The organism is Neoroseomonas marina, assembly GCF_012927745.1.
Lineage (GTDB): Bacteria > Pseudomonadota > Alphaproteobacteria > Acetobacterales > Acetobacteraceae > Neoroseomonas > Neoroseomonas marina.
On the sequence record NZ_JABBKX010000002.1, the window covers coordinates 800,380 to 818,456 of the forward strand.

The 18,077-nt window shown below is 70.6% G+C and carries 13 protein-coding genes; all 13 read right to left on the reverse strand.

Annotation, left to right across the window (positions count from 1 at the left end; genetic code table 11):
- Positions 1 to 28: 28 nt before the first annotated feature.
- The 13 genes from hutU to GWK16_RS09195 all read right to left on the reverse strand — a co-directional run bounded on the left by hutU (position 29) and on the right by GWK16_RS09195 (position 18,070).
- On the reverse strand, positions 29 to 1,714 hold the full coding sequence (gene hutU, locus GWK16_RS09135) for a urocanate hydratase (RefSeq protein WP_170053602.1): 1,686 nt from the start codon (positions 1,712 to 1,714) through the stop codon (positions 29 to 31).
- Between the two features lie 44 nt (positions 1,715 to 1,758).
- Positions 1,759 to 3,297: a histidine ammonia-lyase gene (gene hutH / locus GWK16_RS09140; RefSeq protein WP_170053603.1), complete on the reverse strand. Its 1,539-nt coding sequence runs from the start codon at positions 3,295 to 3,297 to the stop codon at positions 1,759 to 1,761.
- Complete coding sequence (hutI, locus tag GWK16_RS09145; protein WP_170053604.1) at positions 3,287 to 4,483, reverse strand: imidazolonepropionase; 1,197 nt, start codon at positions 4,481 to 4,483, stop codon at positions 3,287 to 3,289. The genes hutH and hutI overlap by 11 nt, the downstream gene beginning before the upstream one ends.
- A gap of 182 nt (positions 4,484 to 4,665) precedes the next feature.
- A complete protein-coding gene (locus GWK16_RS09150; RefSeq protein WP_170053605.1) occupies positions 4,666 to 5,355 on the reverse strand; it encodes a UTRA domain-containing protein in 690 nt (229 codons plus the stop codon).
- 71 nt (positions 5,356 to 5,426) lie between these two features.
- Positions 5,427 to 6,971, reverse strand: a complete 1,545-nt coding sequence (locus GWK16_RS09155; RefSeq protein WP_170053606.1) for a hydantoinase/oxoprolinase N-terminal domain-containing protein — start codon at positions 6,969 to 6,971, stop codon at positions 5,427 to 5,429.
- Positions 6,968 to 8,053, reverse strand: coding sequence for a DUF917 domain-containing protein (locus GWK16_RS09160; RefSeq protein ID WP_170053607.1), 1,086 nt, complete (start codon positions 8,051 to 8,053; stop codon positions 6,968 to 6,970). The genes GWK16_RS09155 and GWK16_RS09160 overlap by 4 nt, the downstream gene beginning before the upstream one ends.
- The gene (locus GWK16_RS09165; RefSeq protein ID WP_211187213.1) at positions 8,053 to 8,712 is read right to left on the reverse strand and encodes an AroM family protein; all 660 of its coding nucleotides are present in this window, start codon (positions 8,710 to 8,712) and stop codon (positions 8,053 to 8,055) included. The genes GWK16_RS09160 and GWK16_RS09165 overlap by 1 nt, the downstream gene beginning before the upstream one ends.
- Positions 8,709 to 9,680, reverse strand: coding sequence for an ABC transporter ATP-binding protein (locus tag GWK16_RS09170; RefSeq protein WP_170053608.1), 972 nt, complete (start codon positions 9,678 to 9,680; stop codon positions 8,709 to 8,711). Before GWK16_RS09170 ends, GWK16_RS09165 begins: the two co-directional genes overlap by 4 nt.
- Positions 9,677 to 10,663: an ABC transporter ATP-binding protein gene (locus tag GWK16_RS09175; RefSeq protein WP_170053609.1), complete on the reverse strand. Its 987-nt coding sequence runs from the start codon at positions 10,661 to 10,663 to the stop codon at positions 9,677 to 9,679. The genes GWK16_RS09170 and GWK16_RS09175 overlap by 4 nt, the downstream gene beginning before the upstream one ends.
- Complete coding sequence (locus GWK16_RS09180; RefSeq protein ID WP_170053610.1) at positions 10,660 to 11,550, reverse strand: ABC transporter permease; 891 nt, start codon at positions 11,548 to 11,550, stop codon at positions 10,660 to 10,662. The genes GWK16_RS09175 and GWK16_RS09180 overlap by 4 nt, the downstream gene beginning before the upstream one ends.
- Entirely contained in the window at positions 11,550 to 12,557 is a 1,008-nt protein-coding gene (locus tag GWK16_RS09185) for an ABC transporter permease subunit (RefSeq protein ID WP_170053611.1), read from the reverse strand. The genes GWK16_RS09180 and GWK16_RS09185 overlap by 1 nt, the downstream gene beginning before the upstream one ends.
- The gene (locus GWK16_RS09190) at positions 12,558 to 14,150 is read right to left on the reverse strand and encodes an ABC transporter substrate-binding protein (protein WP_211187215.1); all 1,593 of its coding nucleotides are present in this window, start codon (positions 14,148 to 14,150) and stop codon (positions 12,558 to 12,560) included.
- Positions 14,147 to 18,070 carry a hydantoinase B/oxoprolinase family protein gene (locus GWK16_RS09195; RefSeq protein WP_170053612.1) on the reverse strand — a complete coding sequence of 1,308 codons (3,924 nt, stop codon included), beginning with the start codon at positions 18,068 to 18,070 and terminating at the stop codon, positions 14,147 to 14,149. Before GWK16_RS09195 ends, GWK16_RS09190 begins: the two co-directional genes overlap by 4 nt.
- Between the last annotated feature and the right edge of the window lie 7 nt (positions 18,071 to 18,077).

Below are 18,077 nucleotides of genomic sequence, written 5' to 3' on the forward strand. Positions count from 1 at the left end.
GCATCATATCGCGGCGATGCGCCGCGCCTCAGTTGCCCAGTATGCCCGGCAACCGAAGCCCGTGATCCTTCGCGCACTGGATGGCGATGTCGTACCCTGCATCGGCATGCCGCCAGACGCCCGAGGCGGGGTCGTTCCACAGCACGCGTTCCAGGCGCTTCGCCGCCTCTGGCGTGCCGTCCGCGACGATCACGACACCGGCATGCTGGCTGAAGCCCATGCCCACGCCGCCGCCGTGATGCAGCGACACCCAGGTCGCACCGGACGCGGTGTTCACCAATGCGTTCAGCAGCGGCCAGTCGGACACGGCATCGGACCCGTCCCGCATGGCCTCGGTCTCGCGGTTGGGGGAAGCGACGGAGCCGGAATCGAGATGGTCGCGCCCGATCACGATCGGTGCCTTCAGCTCGCCGCTGGCCACCATCTCGTTGAACATCAGTCCGGCGCGATGCCGGTCGCCCAGGCCGATCCAGCAGATGCGTGCCGGCAGGCCCTGGAAGGCGATGCGATCCCGCGCCATGTCCAGCCACCGATGCAGATGCGCGTTGTCCGGGAACAGCCGCTTCATCGCCGCATCGGTCTTGTAGATGTCCTCGGGGTCGCCCGACAACGCGCACCAGCGGAAGGGCCCGATGCCCTTGCAGAACAGCGGCCGGATGTAGGCCGGCACGAAGCCGGGGAAGGCGAAGGCATTCTCGAGGCCTTCCTCCTTCGCGACCTGGCGGATGTTGTTGCCGTAGTCGAGCGTCGGCACGCCGGCATTCCAGAAGCCGACCATCGCCTCGACATGGGCGCGCATCGATGCGCGCGCGGCGCGCTCCACCTCGGCCGGCGCGTTCTCCTGCTTCGCCCGCCATTGCGCGACGGTCCAGCCCGCGGGGCAATAGCCATACAGCGGGTCATGCGCGCTGGTCTGGTCGGTCACGATATCCGGGCGAGGGCCGCCGGCCTTCATGCGGCGCAGCAGCTCGGGGAAGACCTCGGCGGCGTTGCCGAGCAGGCCCACGGACTTCGCCTCGCCCTTCGCGGTCCAGCCGGCGATCATGGCGAGCGCCTCGTCGAGCGACTGGGCCTTGGCGTCGAGGTAGCGGGTGCGCATGCGGAAATCGATGCGCGTCTCGTCGCATTCCACCGCGAGGCAGCAGGCCCCGGCCATCACCGCGGCCAAGGGCTGCGCGCCACCCATGCCGCCGAGGCCACCGGTCAGGATCCAACGCCCCTTGAGGTCGCCGCCATAATGCTGGCGTCCCGCCTCGGCGAAGGTCTCGTAGGTGCCCTGCACGATGCCCTGCGTGCCGATGTAGATCCAGGACCCAGCGGTCATCTGGCCGTACATCATCAGGCCCTTGCGATCGAGCTCGTTGAAATGCTCCCAGGTCGCCCAGTGCGGCACGAGGTTGGAATTGGCGATCAGCACGCGCGGCGCGTCCGGATGCGTGCGCACGATGGCGATCGGCTTGCCCGACTGCACGATCAGCGTCTCGTCGGGCTCGAGGTCCTTCAGCCCGGCGACGATGCGGTCGAAATCCTGCCAGCTGCGCGCCGCGCGGCCGATGCCGCCATAGACGACGAGCTCATGCGGCTTTTCCGCCACGTCGGGGTGCAGGTTGTTCATCAGCATCCGCATCGCGGCCTCGCCGCCCCAGGTCTTGGCGGTCTTCTCCGGGCCGGTCGGGGGGAAGACGTCGCGGATGTTGTGGCGCGGGTCGGTCATGGGGGCCTCGGTCCGGATGATCGGTGGGACGGGAGCGATGGCGGTCACGGCGACAGCGCGGGCAACGGAACGCCCGCCGCGTCGGCGATGGCGCCCTCGGCGACCAGGCGTGCCGCGGCTTCGATGTCGGGCGCGAGGTAGCGGTCCTCGCCCAGCGTCGCGACGTCGCGGCGCAGGCGCGCGACCACCTGGCGCAGCGGTGCGGAGGTGATGAGCGGGGCGCGGAACTCGACACCCTGCGCCGCGCAGAGCAGTTCGATGCCGAGGATGCGCTGGAGGTTCCGCACCATCGTCCCCAGCCGCCGCGCGCCATGGGCGGCCATGCTGACATGGTCCTCCTGGTTGGCGGAGGTCGGCGTCGAATCCGTCACGCAGGGCGTCGCGAGATGCTTGTTCTCGCTCATCAGCGCCGCCGTGGTGACCTCGGCGATCATCAGGCCGGAGTTCAGGCCAGGATTGGGCGTGAGGAAGGGCGGCAGGTCGAAGCTGAGCGTCGGGTCGACCATCAGCGCGACGCGGCGCTGCGCGATGGCGCCGATCTCGGAGACGGCCAGCGCGATCATGTCGGCGGCGAAGCCCACGGGCTCGGCGTGGAAGTTGCCGCCCGAGACGATCATGCCGGCCTCGGTCAGCACCAGCGGGTTGTCGGTCGCCGCGTTGGCCTCGATCTCCAGCGTGCGGGCCGCCTGGCGCAGCACGTCCATCGCCGCGCCGGTCACCTGCGGCTGGCAGCGGATGCAGTAGGGATCCTGCACGCGCGTATCGCCCTCGCGATGGCTTTCCCGGATGACGGAACCATCCAGCAGCGCGCGCAGCACCGCGGCCGCTTCGATCTGGCCCGCATGGCCGCGCAGGGCGTGGATCTCGGGCTGCAGCGGCGCCGTCGATCCCATGATCGCGTCGGTCGACAGCGCGGAAATTACGAGCGCCGACCGCGCCCCGGACCAGGCATCGAACAGGCCGGCGAGCGCGAAGGCGGTCGAGAACTGCGTGCCGTTGATGAAGGCGAGCCCTTCCTTCGGACCCAGCTGAATGGGCGCCAGGCCCGCGGCCGCCAGCGCCTCCGCGCCCGGCAGGACGCGGCCATCGAACTCGGCCTGCCCCGCGCCGATCAGCACGGCGGTCATGTGCGCGAGCGGCGCCAGGTCACCCGAGGCGCCGACCGAGCCCTGCGCCGGCACCAACGGCGTCACGCCCCGCGCGAGCATGGCCTGCAGCAACTCGATCAGCGCCCAGCGCACGCCCGATGCGCCGCGCCCGAGCGAGATCAGCTTCAGCACCATCATCAGCCGCGTGTGGCGGCGCGGGATCGCCTCCCCCACGCCGCAGCAATGCGACAGGATCAGGTTGCGCTGCAGTGTTGCGGTGTCCTGCGGTGCGATCTTCAGGCTCGCGAGCTTTCCGAAGCCGGTGTTCACGCCATAGACGGCCGTGTCGCCGGCCGCGGCCTCGGCGACGCGCGCCGCGGCGGCCTCGACGGCTGGACGCGCGGCGGCGACAAGAGTCGCGGGCGCCTCGGTGCGGTAGATGCGTTCGAGCTGCGACAGCGTGACGGCGCCGGGGTGCAGGATCTCAGGCGTCACGACGGCCTCCGAAGATGCGGGCATGCAGCGGGGTGGCGCCGATGCGGTAGGACAGTTCCGCGGGATGCGCCGCCTCCCAGACGGCGAGGTCGGCGCGGCAGCCGGGCGCGATGCGCCCGCAATCCGTCAGTCCCAGCGCAGCCGCGGCATGGACGGTCGCGCCGGCCAGCGCTTCCTCGGGCGTCAGGCGGAACAGGGTGCAGGCCATGTTCATCGCGAGTGGCAGCGAGGTCATCGGCGAGGAACCGGGATTGCAGTCCGTCGCGACCGCCATCCTCACGCCGTGCCGGCGCAGCAGGTCGATCGGCGGCATCTGCGTCTCTCGCAGGGTGTAGAAGGCGCCGGGCAGGATCACCGCCACGGTCCCGGCCGCCGCCATGGCGCGCACGCCATCCTCGTCCAGGTATTCGAGGTGATCGGCCGATAGCGCCCCGTGCCGGGCGGCCAGCGCCGCGCCGTGCAGGTTGCACAGCTGTTCGGCATGCAGCTTGACCGGCAGGCCAAGCTCGCGAGCCGTGGCGAAGACGCGGGCGATCTGCGCCGGGCTGAAGGCGATGCCCTCGCAGAACCCGTCCACCGCGTCGACGAGGCCTTCGGCATGCGCCGCCGCGAGGGCGGGCAGCACGCAATCGGCGATGTAGTCGTCGTGGCGACCCGCGTATTCGGGCGGCAGCGCGTGCGCGCCGAGGAAGGTGGTGAGCACCCGCACCGGGCGGTGCTGCGCGATGCGCCGCGCCGCGCGCAGCATCCGCAGCTCGGTCTCGATATCGAGGCCGTAGCCCGACTTGACCTCGATGCAGGTCGTGCCCTGGGCCAGCATCTGGTCGACACGCGGCAGCGCGCCGGCGAGCAAGTCGTCCTCCGTTGCCGCCCGCGTCGCACGGACGGTCGAGAGGATCCCGCCCCCGGCCCGGGCCACCTGCTCATAGGTCGCGCCTTCGAGGCGCATCTCGAATTCCCGCGCGCGGTCGCCGGCGAAGAGGAGATGCGTATGGCAGTCGACCAGCCCTGGCGTCACGAGGCGGCCGCCGAGGTCGATCGCCTCGCCCCCGGCGGGCGGTGCCGCGGCTCCGGGGCCGGCCCAGACGATCCGATCGCCCTCGATCACGACGGTGCCGCCTTCGACGAGGCCATGGCCGGCGGCCGTCATGGTCGCGAGCGTCGCGTTGCGGAGGATCATCGCCATGACATCCTGTTTTGTCTGACGTAGGGATTTTTATGTATGCACATAATAATCTGTCAAGACGAAACCGCCGGCGCGTGCGGGCGCGCGCCGGTGGACAGATCATGTCCGCCGCCGCCCTGTTTCAGGCGTGGGATCTGCGGGAGGTCGCCGTCTTGTGACCCGCGCGGCGCCGGCGCGACCGGTCAGTACCGCGCAGTCATCCGATGGCCGCGATGGTGCACCAGGCGCACGAAGGTCACCGCCTGACCCTTCCACCGCGTGGATCGTTCGATCTGCAGCAGGGGGTCGCCCAGGGCACAGGCGAGGTGCTCGGAGAGCGCCGCGTCAGCCGCGGTCGCGGCGATGCTGATCTCGGCTTCTGAGAAGGGGATCTGCGCTACCAGCCACTCATTGGGGCCGGCGGTCGCGAAATCCGCATCGCGCGCCTGCGGCAGGACCGAGAGATTGATCCAGCGATCCTCATGTTGATAGGGCGCGCCATCGGCGAAATGCAGGCAGACGAGGTGCCGAACCTTGCCGCCCGGCGCGAGGCCCATGCGCGCCCGGACCCAATCCGGCGCTGCGACCAATTCCGACTGCACCAGCGCGTAGCGATAGGCCGCGCCCTGCTCCTCGATCTCGCGCCGGACGATGGGGATGTCGAAACGTGCCTGTCGCAGCGGGGAAAGACGGACGCGTGAGCCGGATTTCCGCTTGCGCTCGATGATGCCGTCCTCTGCCAGCTCCCGCATCGCGCGGTTCACTGTCGCCCGGGCGGCACCGTAGGTTTCGGCGAGCTCGAGCTCTCCGGGGATCAGGCTGCCCGGCTTCCAGTCCCCGCGCGTGATCCGGCCAAGGATATCCGCCTTGATCTCCCGATAGGTGACCGCCACCGTCTGCCCCTGGCTTGCTGCGCAGAGCAGACATAATAGCCCTCAAGTCCAGACAAAAGGCCGTCATGCGATCAGGGCGCCGACGCGATCTCCCCCACGACGCGCGCCCGCACCCGGATCGCACCCCCCGGCAGATAGGCGATCGGCAGGTCCTCGATGTCCACGAGCGCGAGCGTCCCGCCATCAGCGCCGGCGTCCACGGCACGCTCCCGCGCGATGCGCTCCGCCTCCACCATCGCTTCGGCGCGCGACATGCCCTGGAAGACCTGGTCGGCCTCTCCGCTCACCTGGGCGATCGCGGCGCCGACGGCGTTGGCGACGGCGGCATGGGCGGGGCGCAGCACCGTCGAGACGCCTGGCAGATGGTCCGGGACCAGGAACGCCCCGCCACCCACCGCGAGCAATGGAACCTCCGCCGCGTCGGTCTTCATGCGATCCACCGATTCCTCGAGCATCCGCGCGGCTTCAGCGAGCACCGCTGTCGCGAGGTCGGGCGCGACATCGCCGACGCGCGCGGCATCCCCCAGCGCGAGCAGCCCCGCTCGCACGGCGATGTCGCTGGTCGTGAGCTGCGGACCGCCGAAGATCCGCGCAAGTTCCGGCAGCCGGAACCCGACGCTGCGCGGGCCGATGGTGATTCGCCCGTCTGCCTGCGCCACATGCGACCCGCCGCCGAGGCCGATGGAGAGCAGGTCCGGCATGCGGAACAGCGTCCGCACGCCACCCACCTGCACGATGGCATTGGCTTCGCGCGGGAAGCCGGCCTTGAGTGCCCCGATGTCGCTGGTGGTGCCGCCGACATCGACCACCAGCGCGTCCCTGAGGCCTGTCAGGAAGGCCGCTCCGCGCATGGAATTGGTCGGACCCGACGCGAAGGACAGCACGGGGAAGCGCGCCGCGAGCTCGGCCCGGATGACCGTGCCGTCGTTCTGCGTGATGTAGAGCGGGGCTGCGATGCCGGCCTGGCGCAATGCTTCCTCGAACGCCTGCACCGTGTGGCGCGCGAGCGGCGCCAGGCAGGCATTGAGCAGCGCGACGTTCTCCCGTTCCAGCAGGCCGATGCGACCGAGGTCGTGGGACAGGGTGATCGCGGCATCGGGCATCACGTCGCGGACGATCGCCTCCGCACGATCCTCCATGCCGGGATCCAGCGGCGAGAAGATGCTGCTGATCGCGATGCACGAGATGCCAACGGACTTCATCGCCCGCGCGGCCGCGGCGACGGCGGCCTCGTCCAGCGGCATGATCGGCCGCCCGTCATAGTCGAGGCCGCCTTCCACCATGTGCACCTGGCCGCGGACCAGCGCGGAGAGATCCTCCGGCCAGTCGCAGAAGGGCGGCAGGGAGCGGGATGCCGGCAGGCCGATGCGCAGCGCGCCGACGGGGGCGAGGTCGCGCCGCTGCACCACCGCATTCACGAAATGCGTGGTGCCGATCATGACCGCCTGGACGCCCTGCGGACCCATGGCGCGCGCCACGTCCTGCAATGCGAGCCGGACGCCGGTCAGCACATCCGCCGTGGTCGGCGTCTTGATCGCGTGCAGGACGCGGTCATCCTCCAGCAGCACGGCGTCCGTGTTGGTGCCGCCGACATCGATGCCGATGCGCCGCCTCATGCCGCGGCTCCCGCGAAGACGGAGCGGAAGTCGAGGTCGTAGCCGAAGGCACGGGGGCCGACGAACTCCAATCCACGGGGTGAGAGGAAGACCGGCGGCGCGGGCAGCGCCACGACGGTGACGCGCTGGCCGTAGCGGAGCGTCTCGGTCCCGATCGCCTCGCCGCTGACGGTATCGAGCACGCAGATCAGGTCGGGCGTCATCACGCGTGGACTCCCATCCTGCCAGCCGACCGCCCATTCGTTCTGGAAGGCCAGCTCGAAGCCGCTGCCTCGCCATTCGTCGAGGCCGTCGAGCTTCGCCGTGCCGCGCAGGAAGCCTTCCGTGGTGCGGCGCGCGATGTCGGCGACCTTGCCGCGGAACAGCAGCAGGCCCTTCTCGGATTCGAGGATCGCCTGCACCGGGTCGCGATGCTCCTTCTGCGCCAGGCGGATCGCCTGGCCGAGCTTGATCGCCTGGGTCGCGGTGCGCAGGATGCCCCAGCGCTTCACCTCGGCCCCGGTGCGCGGCGCCTTGCAGGTGGCGGCGATGGAGCCGACCTCGACGCACATCTTGCGCGACAGGCGTTCCATCCATTTCCAGGTCGGCACCTTGGCGACGATGCCCTCGATGCCGCGCGGATCGACCAGGGAGAGCGGCCAGGGCTTGAGGTCGCCGACCGCGAAGGAGGTCATCTGCGCTTCCGGATAGGCGCGGCCCATGGCGTCGGCGTCGACGACGGGCCTGTCGAGCTCCGCGGCGGCGAGGAAGGGCTGTACGCCGTTGTTGCCGCCGATCTCGACCGACATGATCGCGCGGAAGGGCTTGCCGAGGTACTCCTCCATCAGCGTCACCGCGCGGGCGATGTTGGCACTGTCCACCAGGCGTTCCTGCCCGACCAGCGGCGCGCCCATGTTGGAGACGACGGCGATCATGTCGTCATCCGCCAACTCGTCGGGGTCCATCAGCGACACGCGCTTCCCCTCGGCATAGAGGCGCCGCATGTTCAGCAGGCCGAGATAGGGCGACCCGCCGCCCCCAGTGCCCAGCACCCAGGCCCCGACGGCCAGGGCTTCGATCTCGTCCAGGGTGATCTCGCGCATCAGGATTCCGGCAGAAGCGAAGCGGCGGCGCGTGCGGCCACCGCGACGGAGAGGAGGACGGGGCAGGACAACGCGGCGACGGCGGCCGCCTTGTCCTGCCGGGTGTAGGAAATGCAGTCGAGCAGCACGAGGTCCGGCTGCTGCGCCGCCATCTCGGCCATCGCGGCCGCGCGGGTGGCGTCGTCGGAATGCGGGCGCAGCGCAACGACGGACAGCGCCAGGCCGTCCCGTGCACGGGATGCGCCGAGCGTCGCCGCCTGTTCGGGCAGGGGCACGAACAGGCCGAGCCGGCCGCGAGGCAGCAGCGCCTCGGCGAGCCCGTTCAGCACCGCGGAGGGCTGGACCAGGCCGGGCCGCGCCGGGAGGCCCTTGAAGGTGCCGGTGCAGGCGAGCAGCACCGGGCCGGGCGTCGTCTCCAGCAGCGTGCGCATGCGCTGCGTCACCGCTTCCTTGGAGATCGAGACGCCCTCGCCCGAAGGCAGCATGGTGAAAAGCGTGTCGGTGCCGTCGCGGGGCCTGATGGCGGCGATATCGGCCCGCGTCATGCCGTCGAGAGCGCCGCGCATCGCGATGGGCAGGCCCGGTGCGGCGGCGGCGATCTCGGCGGCAAGGTCGGGGCGCGGCGCCTGGCCGATGACGAAGACGGGCAGCGGGGTCATGGCGAGACCTCCATGGCGCGGGGGCAGCGAAGGCGGTGGCCGTCCGAAAGCGTGGCGAGCGGCGGCATGGCGTCGCGACAGGCGGGGATGGCGATCGGGCAACGCGGGTGGAAGGCGCAGCCGGGCGGCGGTGAGGCCGGGTTGGGCGGTTCGCCGGGCGCGGCGGGCGCGATGCCGTGCGCCGCGAGACGCGGCACCGAGCCGAGCAGCGCCCGCGTATAGGGATGACGTGGCGTCCCCAACACCTCGGCGGCGGTGCCTTCCTCCACGATGCGGCCGAGATACATGACGGCGACGCGCTCGCAGACCTGCCGCACCACGGCGAGGTTGTGGCTGATGAAAAGGTAGGCGAGGCCGCGCCGTGCCCGAAGCCCGTCCAGCACGTCGAGGATCTGCGCCTGGACCGAGACGTCGAGGGCCGAGGTCGGCTCGTCCAGCACCAGCAGGTCGGGTTCCAGTGCGAGCGCGCGCGCGATGCAGACACGCTGCTTCTGCCCGCCCGAGAGTTCATGCGGGAAGCGGTGCAGGAAGGCGGGCGGCAGGCCGACTTCCGACAGAAGGGCGGCCACGCGGTCGCGCAGCGCGCGGCCGGTGGCGAGGCCCTGGATGCGGAGCGGCTCGGCCACCGCATCCTCGGCGGTCAGGCGCGGGTCGAGCGCGGCGGAGGGGTTCTGGTGGATGAGCTGCATCCGCCGCCGCAGCGGGCGCATGGCCGCTTCGTCCAGGCCGGTGATGTCCTGCCCGTCGAACGTGATGCGGCCTGCACTGAGCGGGATCAGGCGCAGCAGGAGCCGCGCCAGGGTGGACTTGCCGCAGCCGCTCTCCCCCACGATGCCGAGGGCGGCACCACGATCGAGCGCGAGGTCGAGCTCCGCCACGGCCTGTACGGCGCGCGCAGCACGGAACAGGCCGCGCTTGGCTTCGTAGGTCTTCGACAGGCCCTCGGCGCGGAGCAGCGGCTGCGTCATGGCGTGGCGTGGTGGCAGGCAATGCTGCGGCCGGGAAGGATCTCCCGACGCAGCGGCTTTTCGCTGCGGCAGCGCTCGGTCGCGATCGGGCAGCGCGGATGGAAGCGGCAGCCCTGCGGCGGCGTGATGAGGCTCGGGATGCTGCCGGCGATGCCTTGCGGCCGGTGTTCCGGATGATCGAGGTCGGGCACGGCCGCGATCAGGCCGCGCGCATAGGGATGCAGCGGGCGGGAGAGGAGGTCCGCGGTCGGCGCTTCCTCCACCACCGTACCGGCATACATCACTGCGACGCGGGCGCAGGCGGCCGCAACCACGCCGAGATCGTGCGTGATGAGCATGAGTGCCAGCCCGCGCTCGGCGACCAGGCGTGCGATCAGCGCCAGCACCTGCGCCTGCACGGTGACGTCGAGCGCGGTGGTCGGCTCATCCGCCACCAGCAGCACCGGGTCGCCGGCGAGCGCCATGGCGATCAGCACGCGCTGCCGCATCCCGCCCGAAAGCTGGTGCGGATGGCTGTCGAGCAGCCGCGCGGGCTCGGGCAGGCCAACCGCGGCGAGCAGTTCGGCCGCACGCGCCCGGGCGGCGGCGCGGGGGCGCTGGCGCTCCCCCACGGCGGCATCCTGGCCGCGGATCGCGTCCTCCATCTGCGTGCCGATGGCGAGCAGCGGATTGAGGTAGGAGGCAGGGTCCTGGAACACCATGGAGATGGCGCGGCCGCGCAGGCGGCGCATCTCGCGCTCGGACATGGCAAGGATGTCGCTGCCCTGGAAGCGGATCTGCCCCGAGACGACGCGCGCCGGCGGCATCGGGTTCAGTGCCATGAGGCTGCGGGCCAGTACCGACTTGCCGCAGCCCGTTTCGCCCACGATGCCGAGGGTGCCGCCGGCCTCGAGCGTCAGGTCGATGCCGTCCAGGACCTGCGCGGTGCCGTCGAAGGTGTCGAAGGCGAGGCGGTAGTCCGCGATCTCGAGCAGCGCGGTCATCCGCGGTTGCTCCGCGGGTCGAGGATGTCGCGCAGCCCGTCACCGAGCAGGTTGAAGCCCAGCACGGCGAGGTAGATGAAGACCCCGGGCGCCATCGCGTACCACCACCAGTCCGGCAGGTAGCCGCGCGCGATCGAGATCATCGCGCCCCATTCCGGCGTCGGCGGTTTCGCGCCCAGGCCGATGAAGCCGAGCGAGGCGACGGCCAGGATCGCCTGGCCGATATCCATCGACATCTTCACGATGAGCGGGGAGAGGCTGTTGGGCAGGACGTGGCGGCGCAGGATGCGCGCGCGGGAGGCGCCGGCGACGCGCGCGGCCTCGATGAAGGGTTCCTCGCGGATCGACAGAGCCTTGGATTCCGCGAGCCGGACATAGCCCGGCCACCAGACCAGGATCAGTGCGATCATGGCGTTGACGATCCCCGGGCCCAGGGCGGCGACCAGGGCGATGGCGAGCACCAGGCCCGGCACGGAGAGGAACAGGTCCGTGAAGCGCATGATCGCTTCGCGCAGCCGCCCACCCGCGAGGCCGGCGAGGATGCCGAGCGGCACGCCGATCGCGGCGGCGGCGAAGGTGATGCCGATGCCGACCAGCAGCGAGATGCGCGCACCGATGATGACGCGGGTGAGGATGTCGTTGCCGACCTCGTCGGTGCCCAGCCAATGCGCGGCCGAGGGCGGCTGCAGCTTGTTCGCGAGGTTCACCGCACCGGCGACATGGTCGGGATAAGGCACGATCCAGGGCCCGATCAGCGCCAGCACCACGATGGCGATCACGAGGAACAGCCCGAGCATGGAGGAGAAGGACCGCGACAGCAGCCAAAGTGCGAGCCGCAGGCGGCGGCGCGGCGGGGCGGCGACGGTTTCCTCGGCGATGGCGGACATCAGGCCCTGCGCAGGCGCGGGTCGAGCACCCCGTACAGGAGGTCGACGATCAGGTTCGCGATCATGAAGTTCAGCCCGACAATCAGCGTCACGCCCATCACCGGCTTGAAGTCCCCGGCAATGGCGGAGGAGACGGCGTAGAGGCCAATGCCCGGCCAGTCGAAGACTGTCTCGACCAGCACGGTGCTGGACATCATCCAGCCCCAGCGGAGGCCGATGATCGCAAGCGTCGGCAGCATCGCGTTCTTCAGCGCATGCACCATGACGATGCGCCAGGGTGTCACGCCATGTGCGCGCGCGGCCGTGACGTAGTCCATGCGCAGCGCCTCCACCATCTCGGACCGGTTCACCCGCAGGATGGAGGCGAGGCAGGGCAGCGACAGCACGATTGCCGGCAGGATGATGTGGGACAGTGCCTCCCGAAACAATTCGAAATGGCCGGTCATCAGGGAGTCCACCAGCAGCAACCCGGTGATGGGCGGTGGCGGTTCGGTGAAGACCGACAGCCGCCCGCTGGTGGGCAGCAGGCCGAGCCAGGTGGCGAAGGCAAGCTGCAGCAGCAGCCCGAACCAGAAGGGCGGCAGCGCGATGCCGGAGACGGCGAAGATGCGCGTGGCGTGATCCGCCGGCCCGTCCTTGCGCAGCGCCGAGAGCACGCCGAGCGGGACGCCGAGCAGCACGCCGAGCGCCATGGCGAGGATCACGAGTTCCAGCGTCGCCGGGAAGTACCGCGCGAGATCCGTGCCGACCGAACGCCCCGTGGCGATCGAACGGCCGAAATCCCCATGCGCGAGGTCCGTGAGATAGCGCAGGAACTGCTCCGGCAGCGGCTTGTCGAGACCGTAGTCCCGGCGCGCCTGTTCGATCTGCGACCGCCCGGCATCCGGACCCGCCGCCAGCGCCGCCGGATCCGACGGCGCGACGTTGGAGATCACGAAGGTCAGGCAGACCAGCCCAAACAGCATCAGCCCCGCAAGGCCGATGCGCCGGAGGAGGTAGCCGAGCACCTATCCGCGGGCCCAGAGCGGGTAGAGATCGATCTCCCCGGTGAAGCGCACGGGGCTGAAGGAGAAGCCCTGGACGTAGTCGCGCCGCGCCCAGATGCGGTTCGCCACCATGCCGAAGAGCTCCGGCTGGTCGGCGACGATCTGCGTCTGGATGCGGGCGTAGAGTGCCATGCGCTTCGCGTTGTCGGTCTCGCCGCGCGCCTCGTCGATCCAGCGCGACACCTCGGCGTTCTCGTAGTGCGCCGTGCCGTAGTACAGGCCCCAGGAGGCGCGATGGTACTGGTACGCGACCGTGTCGGGGTCGGTGCCCACCGGCGTCACATAGACCGACATCATGTTCGGCGATGTCTCGGGCTTCGAGCCACGGCTCGTCATGGTCGGCCAGGGCTGGCCGACGATGTTCACGCGGATGTCGAGCGCGCGCAGGCTGTCGAGCAGCGCGAGGCCGATGCGCCGCGCGTCCTCGAGCCCCTGGACATGCACGTATTCCAGCTCGATCCCGCCATTCGGGAAGCGCGACCGGCGCAGGAAGTCGCGCGCCTTGTCGAGATCCTTGCGCGGGATGCCCGGCACGTCGATGTGCCCGGCCATCGAGGCGGGGAAGGGGCTCGTCATCAGCACGGCGGCGCCGTTGTGGATGGCGAGCAGCGAATCATAGTCGAAGGCGTAGGCGATGGCCTTGCGCAGGTTGATGTCCGCGGTCGGGCCCTGCTGGCAGTTGAACTTGATGCCGAAGGTGGTCGAGCCCTTGTGGTTCTCCACCACCACGCCCGGCACGCGCGACAGCTGTTCGATGTCGTCGGGCGTGAGGTTGGTGATGATGTCGGCCTCGCGCCGCTGCAGCGCGGCCTTGCGGGGCGCAGCCTCGCGGATGATGCGGTAGATGATGCCGGACGGCCGGTCGGCATCGGCCATCGGCCAGCCCTTCCAGTAGTCGGGCACGGCATCGAGGTGCATCAGCGTATTGGCGTCGAAGCGGCGCAGGCGGAAGGGGCCGGAGCCGGCGGCATTCTCGGTCAGCCACTTGCGGCCGAGGTCGTCGCCCTCCTGGTTCGCCATCACCTGCTTCGGGTTCACGACGTACCACCACGGCACGTAGGAAATGAACGGCGCGAAGGGCCGGTCCAGCGTGAAGCGGACGGTGCGGGCATCGACCGCGACGATATTCTCCGGCTTCAGGAAGTCCTTGAGCATCCAGGCGATGCCCGCGTTCAGCTTCAGGCCGCGCTCGAAGGAGAAGCGCACCGCCTCGGCATCCACCGGATCGCCGTTATGGAACTTCGCAGTGCCCACCAGGTGGAAGGTGTAGATCCGGCCATCGGGCGAGACGTCGTAGCGCTCGGCGAGCCAGGGCACGATCCGCGGTGGATCGCCCTCGTACTTCAACAGCGCGTCGTAGACGGACTGCTGGATCATGCGCGTGGACCAGTCGTAGCGCACATGCGGGTCGAGCACCGGCACCTGCTGGTTGCCCGAGAAGACCAGCACCTTGCGGTTCCCGTCGCGCTCGAAGGCCGCGCTGATGCCGGGCATGCCGGCCGTGAGCAGTGCCGCACCGGCCATCAGTCCGCGGCGCGAAATGTCTTGTGTCATGCTGAACCCCCGGTCGTTGCCGCCATGTCCCTGTCCGCGCCTGTTCGGTGTTCCGCCCGCCGCCGCGCGGTGGCGACGGGATCGATGCGCCCGTCCGGCCCGAGCACGACACCATAGTCGCGAACGGCGCCCTCGGGCGTGATGTAATCATCGTCGAGGTCGGCCTGCACGGCCTCGACCGATCGTTCCCACGGGTCGCCGAAGCCCGAGCCGCCGGCGATGCGGCCTTCGATCTCCGTGCGGGCGTCGAGCAGCGTCACCATCTCGCCGGTGCCGACGTCGCGCGGGGTCGTATCGTCCGCCCCCTTCACCAGGCCCAGGCCGGGCGCGCCGGGGCGGCCGCCGAACAGCCCTTCCGGCTTGAGGCCCCAGCCTTCGGGATAGAGGCCGACCATGATCGGCTCCGGTCCGCCGACCAGGCGCCGCGCGCGCATGCGCTGCCCGAGCCCGCCGCGCTGACGGCCGGGCCCGGCGGTGTCGGCGACGAGGCCCTTTTCCACCACCAGCACGGGCATGCGGCTTTCCAGCAGTTCGACCGGCGTGTTGGCCGCCGAGGTCGGGAAGAGCAGTCCCGACTTGCCGTCCGCCCTGGACGACGCACCCTGCCCGCCACCCATGAAGAAGTGGTCCGACGCGACACGGCCCTGATGGTTGCGGCCGTAGAAGCCGTAGGATTTCGGCAGGCCGGTGAAGGCCTGGACCTTGTCCGGGATCGCCGGCGCCATGGCGCGATACAGGTTCGGCCCGAGGAACCAGGACAGCCGCGTGCGATAGGCGACGGCGGCCGGCGGCTTGCAGTTCAGCGCCGAGCCTTCGGGTGCCACCACGCTGATCGGCGCGTAGCAGCCGGCATTGCCGCGCACATTCGGCGTCAGCATGCACTTCAGCGGGTAGGAGGAATGCGCCGCCGTGACGTTCATCGTGCAGTTGAGCCCGCCGCGCGGCAGGGTGGGCGGCGCGTCCACATGTTCCACATGGATGCTGTCGCCCTTCTTGTGGACGCGGACGCGGTAGCGGAGCACCTCACCGAGCGGACGATTCTCGATCTCGCTCTCATAAACGCCGTCGGGCACGGCGCGGATGGCGGCGCGGGTCGCTGCCTCGCTGCGGCCCTGCACCACCGCGGCGAGCGCGGCGAGATCCTGCAGCCCGTATTCCTCCATGAAGGCCACCAGCCGCTGCGCGCCGAGCGCGTTGGACGTGACCATGGATTCGACGTCGCCCAGCACCTGGTCGCTGTTGCGGATGTTCTGCGCCATGAGGCGGAAGAGCGAACGATCCGGCCGCCCCGCCTCATAGAGCTTCATGGGCGGGATCTGCAGGCCCTCGTCGTAGATCTCGCGCGCCGCCAGCGGGTCCTTCACCCCGCCGATGTCGCTGACATGGCCGACCGTGCCCATCAGCGCGACGACGCGGCCCTGGTGGAAGACCGGCGTGACGAGGGCGATGTCGAACAGATGCCCGGCGCAGAGCCAGGGGTCGTTCGTCACCAGCACGTCGCCCGGCTGCAGCGTCTCGGCCGGGAAATGCTCGAGCAGCGCCTTCACGCAGCGGGTCAACGTCAGGTTGAACAGCGGCATGGCGCGCGGCGAATGCGCCAGCGGATTGCCCTGCGGATCGAGGATCTCGTTCGCGAAGTCCTGCGCCTCGGCGATGATGAGTGAGTACGCGGTGCGGCAGACGGTCTGCCACATCTCCTCGACGATCGAGATCAGGCGCGACCACATGATCTCGAGCCCGATCGGGTCGGATTCGATGCGCGCCTTGGCTTCCTCGAGCGCCATGCCCGGCGTGACCAGCGCTTCGCCCTTCGCCGCCGCGGCGACGGTGATCCGCAGGTTGAGCACGGCGTCGATCTCGACGGCATCGCCGGGGCCGATGATCGTGGTGGCCTCGCGTTCCTCGATGATGGCCGGGCCGGGGATGCGATCGCCGGGCTTGAGGCGGTAGCGGTCGTAGACCGGGGTGTCGCGGAAGGCGCCGTCGAACCAGGCGGGGCGGCGGCCCTTCAGCGCCGCGCCGTCCTGCGCGCTGCCGGCGACGGCGCCCGAGACGGTGATCTGCGGTTCCGGCCCCAGGACGCGGACGCGCAGCGAGAGCAGCTCGATCTCCGCACCCTCGACCACGCGGGTGTAGAGGCGCTGGTAGGTCTCGACGAAGGCGGCGCGGATGTCGGGCAGGCGCGCGGCGTCGAGCGCACCGTCGGGCAGCGGCACCGCGATCTGGTGCAACTGGCCGACCAGGCGCATCTCGGCCGAGCGCTCCACGCGCATCGACGCCTCGGCGACGCCGGCGCCGCGAAGACGGTCGCGTGCTCCCGCTTCCAGCCCCTCGAGTGCCGCATTGACGGCCACCCAGTCAGCCCCGGCGCCGAGCGGCGCGATCAGGCTGCGCGACTGCTCGAAGGCGAGCGGTGCGGCGAGGAACCCCAGTGCCGAGGCTGCGCCCGAGGCCGGCGGCACCAGCACCTGCGTGATGCCGAGGATGCGCGCCACATCCGCCGCATGCGCCGGCCCGGCACCGCCGAAGGCGACCATGGCGTAGCGGCGTGGGTCGCGGCCCTTCTCGACCAGATGGACGCGCGCGGCACCCGCCATGGCCTCGCAGACCACGGCATGCACGCCCCAGGCGGCCTCGATGCCCGACAGGCCGAGGCGCGCGCCGAGCCGCGTCATCGCGGCCTCGCTGGCCGCGAGGTCGAGCGACATCGCGCCGCCGAGGAAGAAACCCGGATCGTAGTAGCCGAGCAGCAGGTTGGCGTCCGTGACGGTCGCCGCCGCCCCGCCCCGGCCGTAGCAGGCCGGACCGGGATCGGCGCCTGCGGAATGCGGGCCGACCTTGATCAACCCCGTCTCGTCCACGCCGGCGATCGATCCGCCGCCGGCCCCGATCTCGATCATGTCCACCACGGGCGAGCGGATGGGCAGGCCGGAGCCGCGCTTGAACCGATGGACGCGCGCGGCTTCCATCATCGGCGCGACTTCGGCGCGGCCATTCTCGATCAGGCAGGCCTTGGCGGTGGTACCGCCCATGTCGAAGGCGAGGGCATCGGGCAGCCCGGCGGCACGGGCGAAGAGCACGGTGGCGAGCGCGCCGCCCGCCGGGCCGGATTCCAGCAGACGGATCGGGAAGGCGCGCGCCACCTCGGGCGCGCAGAGCCCGCCATCGGACTGCATCAGCCGCAGCGTGCCCGCGAAGCCGAGCGCATCCAGTTCGCGCAGCAGCCGTCCCAGGTAGCGGTCCATCAGCGGCTGCACGAAGGCGTTGGCGCAGGTGGTGACGCTGCGCTCGTATTCGCGGATCTCGGGCGCGACCTCGCTCGAGAGGCTGACCGAGACGCCGGGGAAGGCGGCGCGCAGCACGGCGGCGGCGGCCTTCTCATGCGCCGGGTTGGCGTAGGCATGGAGGAAGCAGATCGCGATGGCGGTGCAGCCCTCGGCGACCAGGCGCGCGCCGGCGGCGCGCACCGCCTCCGCATCCAGCGGCGCGACGATGCTGCCGTCATGCGCGATGCGTTCGGTGATCTCGATGCGCCGGCGGCGCGGGACGATCGGATCGGGGAAGCGCAGGAACAGGTCGTAGATGTCGTAGCGCTGCTCGATGCCGAGTTCGAGCACGTCGCGGAAGCCCCGCGTCGTCAGCAGCCCCGTCGTCGCGCCGCGGCGCTCGATCAGCGCATTGGTGACGAGGGTGGTGCCGTGCACCACCTCGGACAGGTCCCCGGCCGCGATGCCGGCCTGGGCGGTGATGGCGCGGATGCCCTCCAGCGCGCCCTCGGCCGGATCCTGCGGCGTGGTCAGGCATTTGTGCAGGGTGATGCCACCCGTCGCGGCGTCGAGCAGGACGAAGTCGGTGAAGGTGCCGCCGATGTCGAAGCCGAGCCGCCAGCGGCCGGCCAGTCGGGGCGTTGTATCGGGCACGATCGGA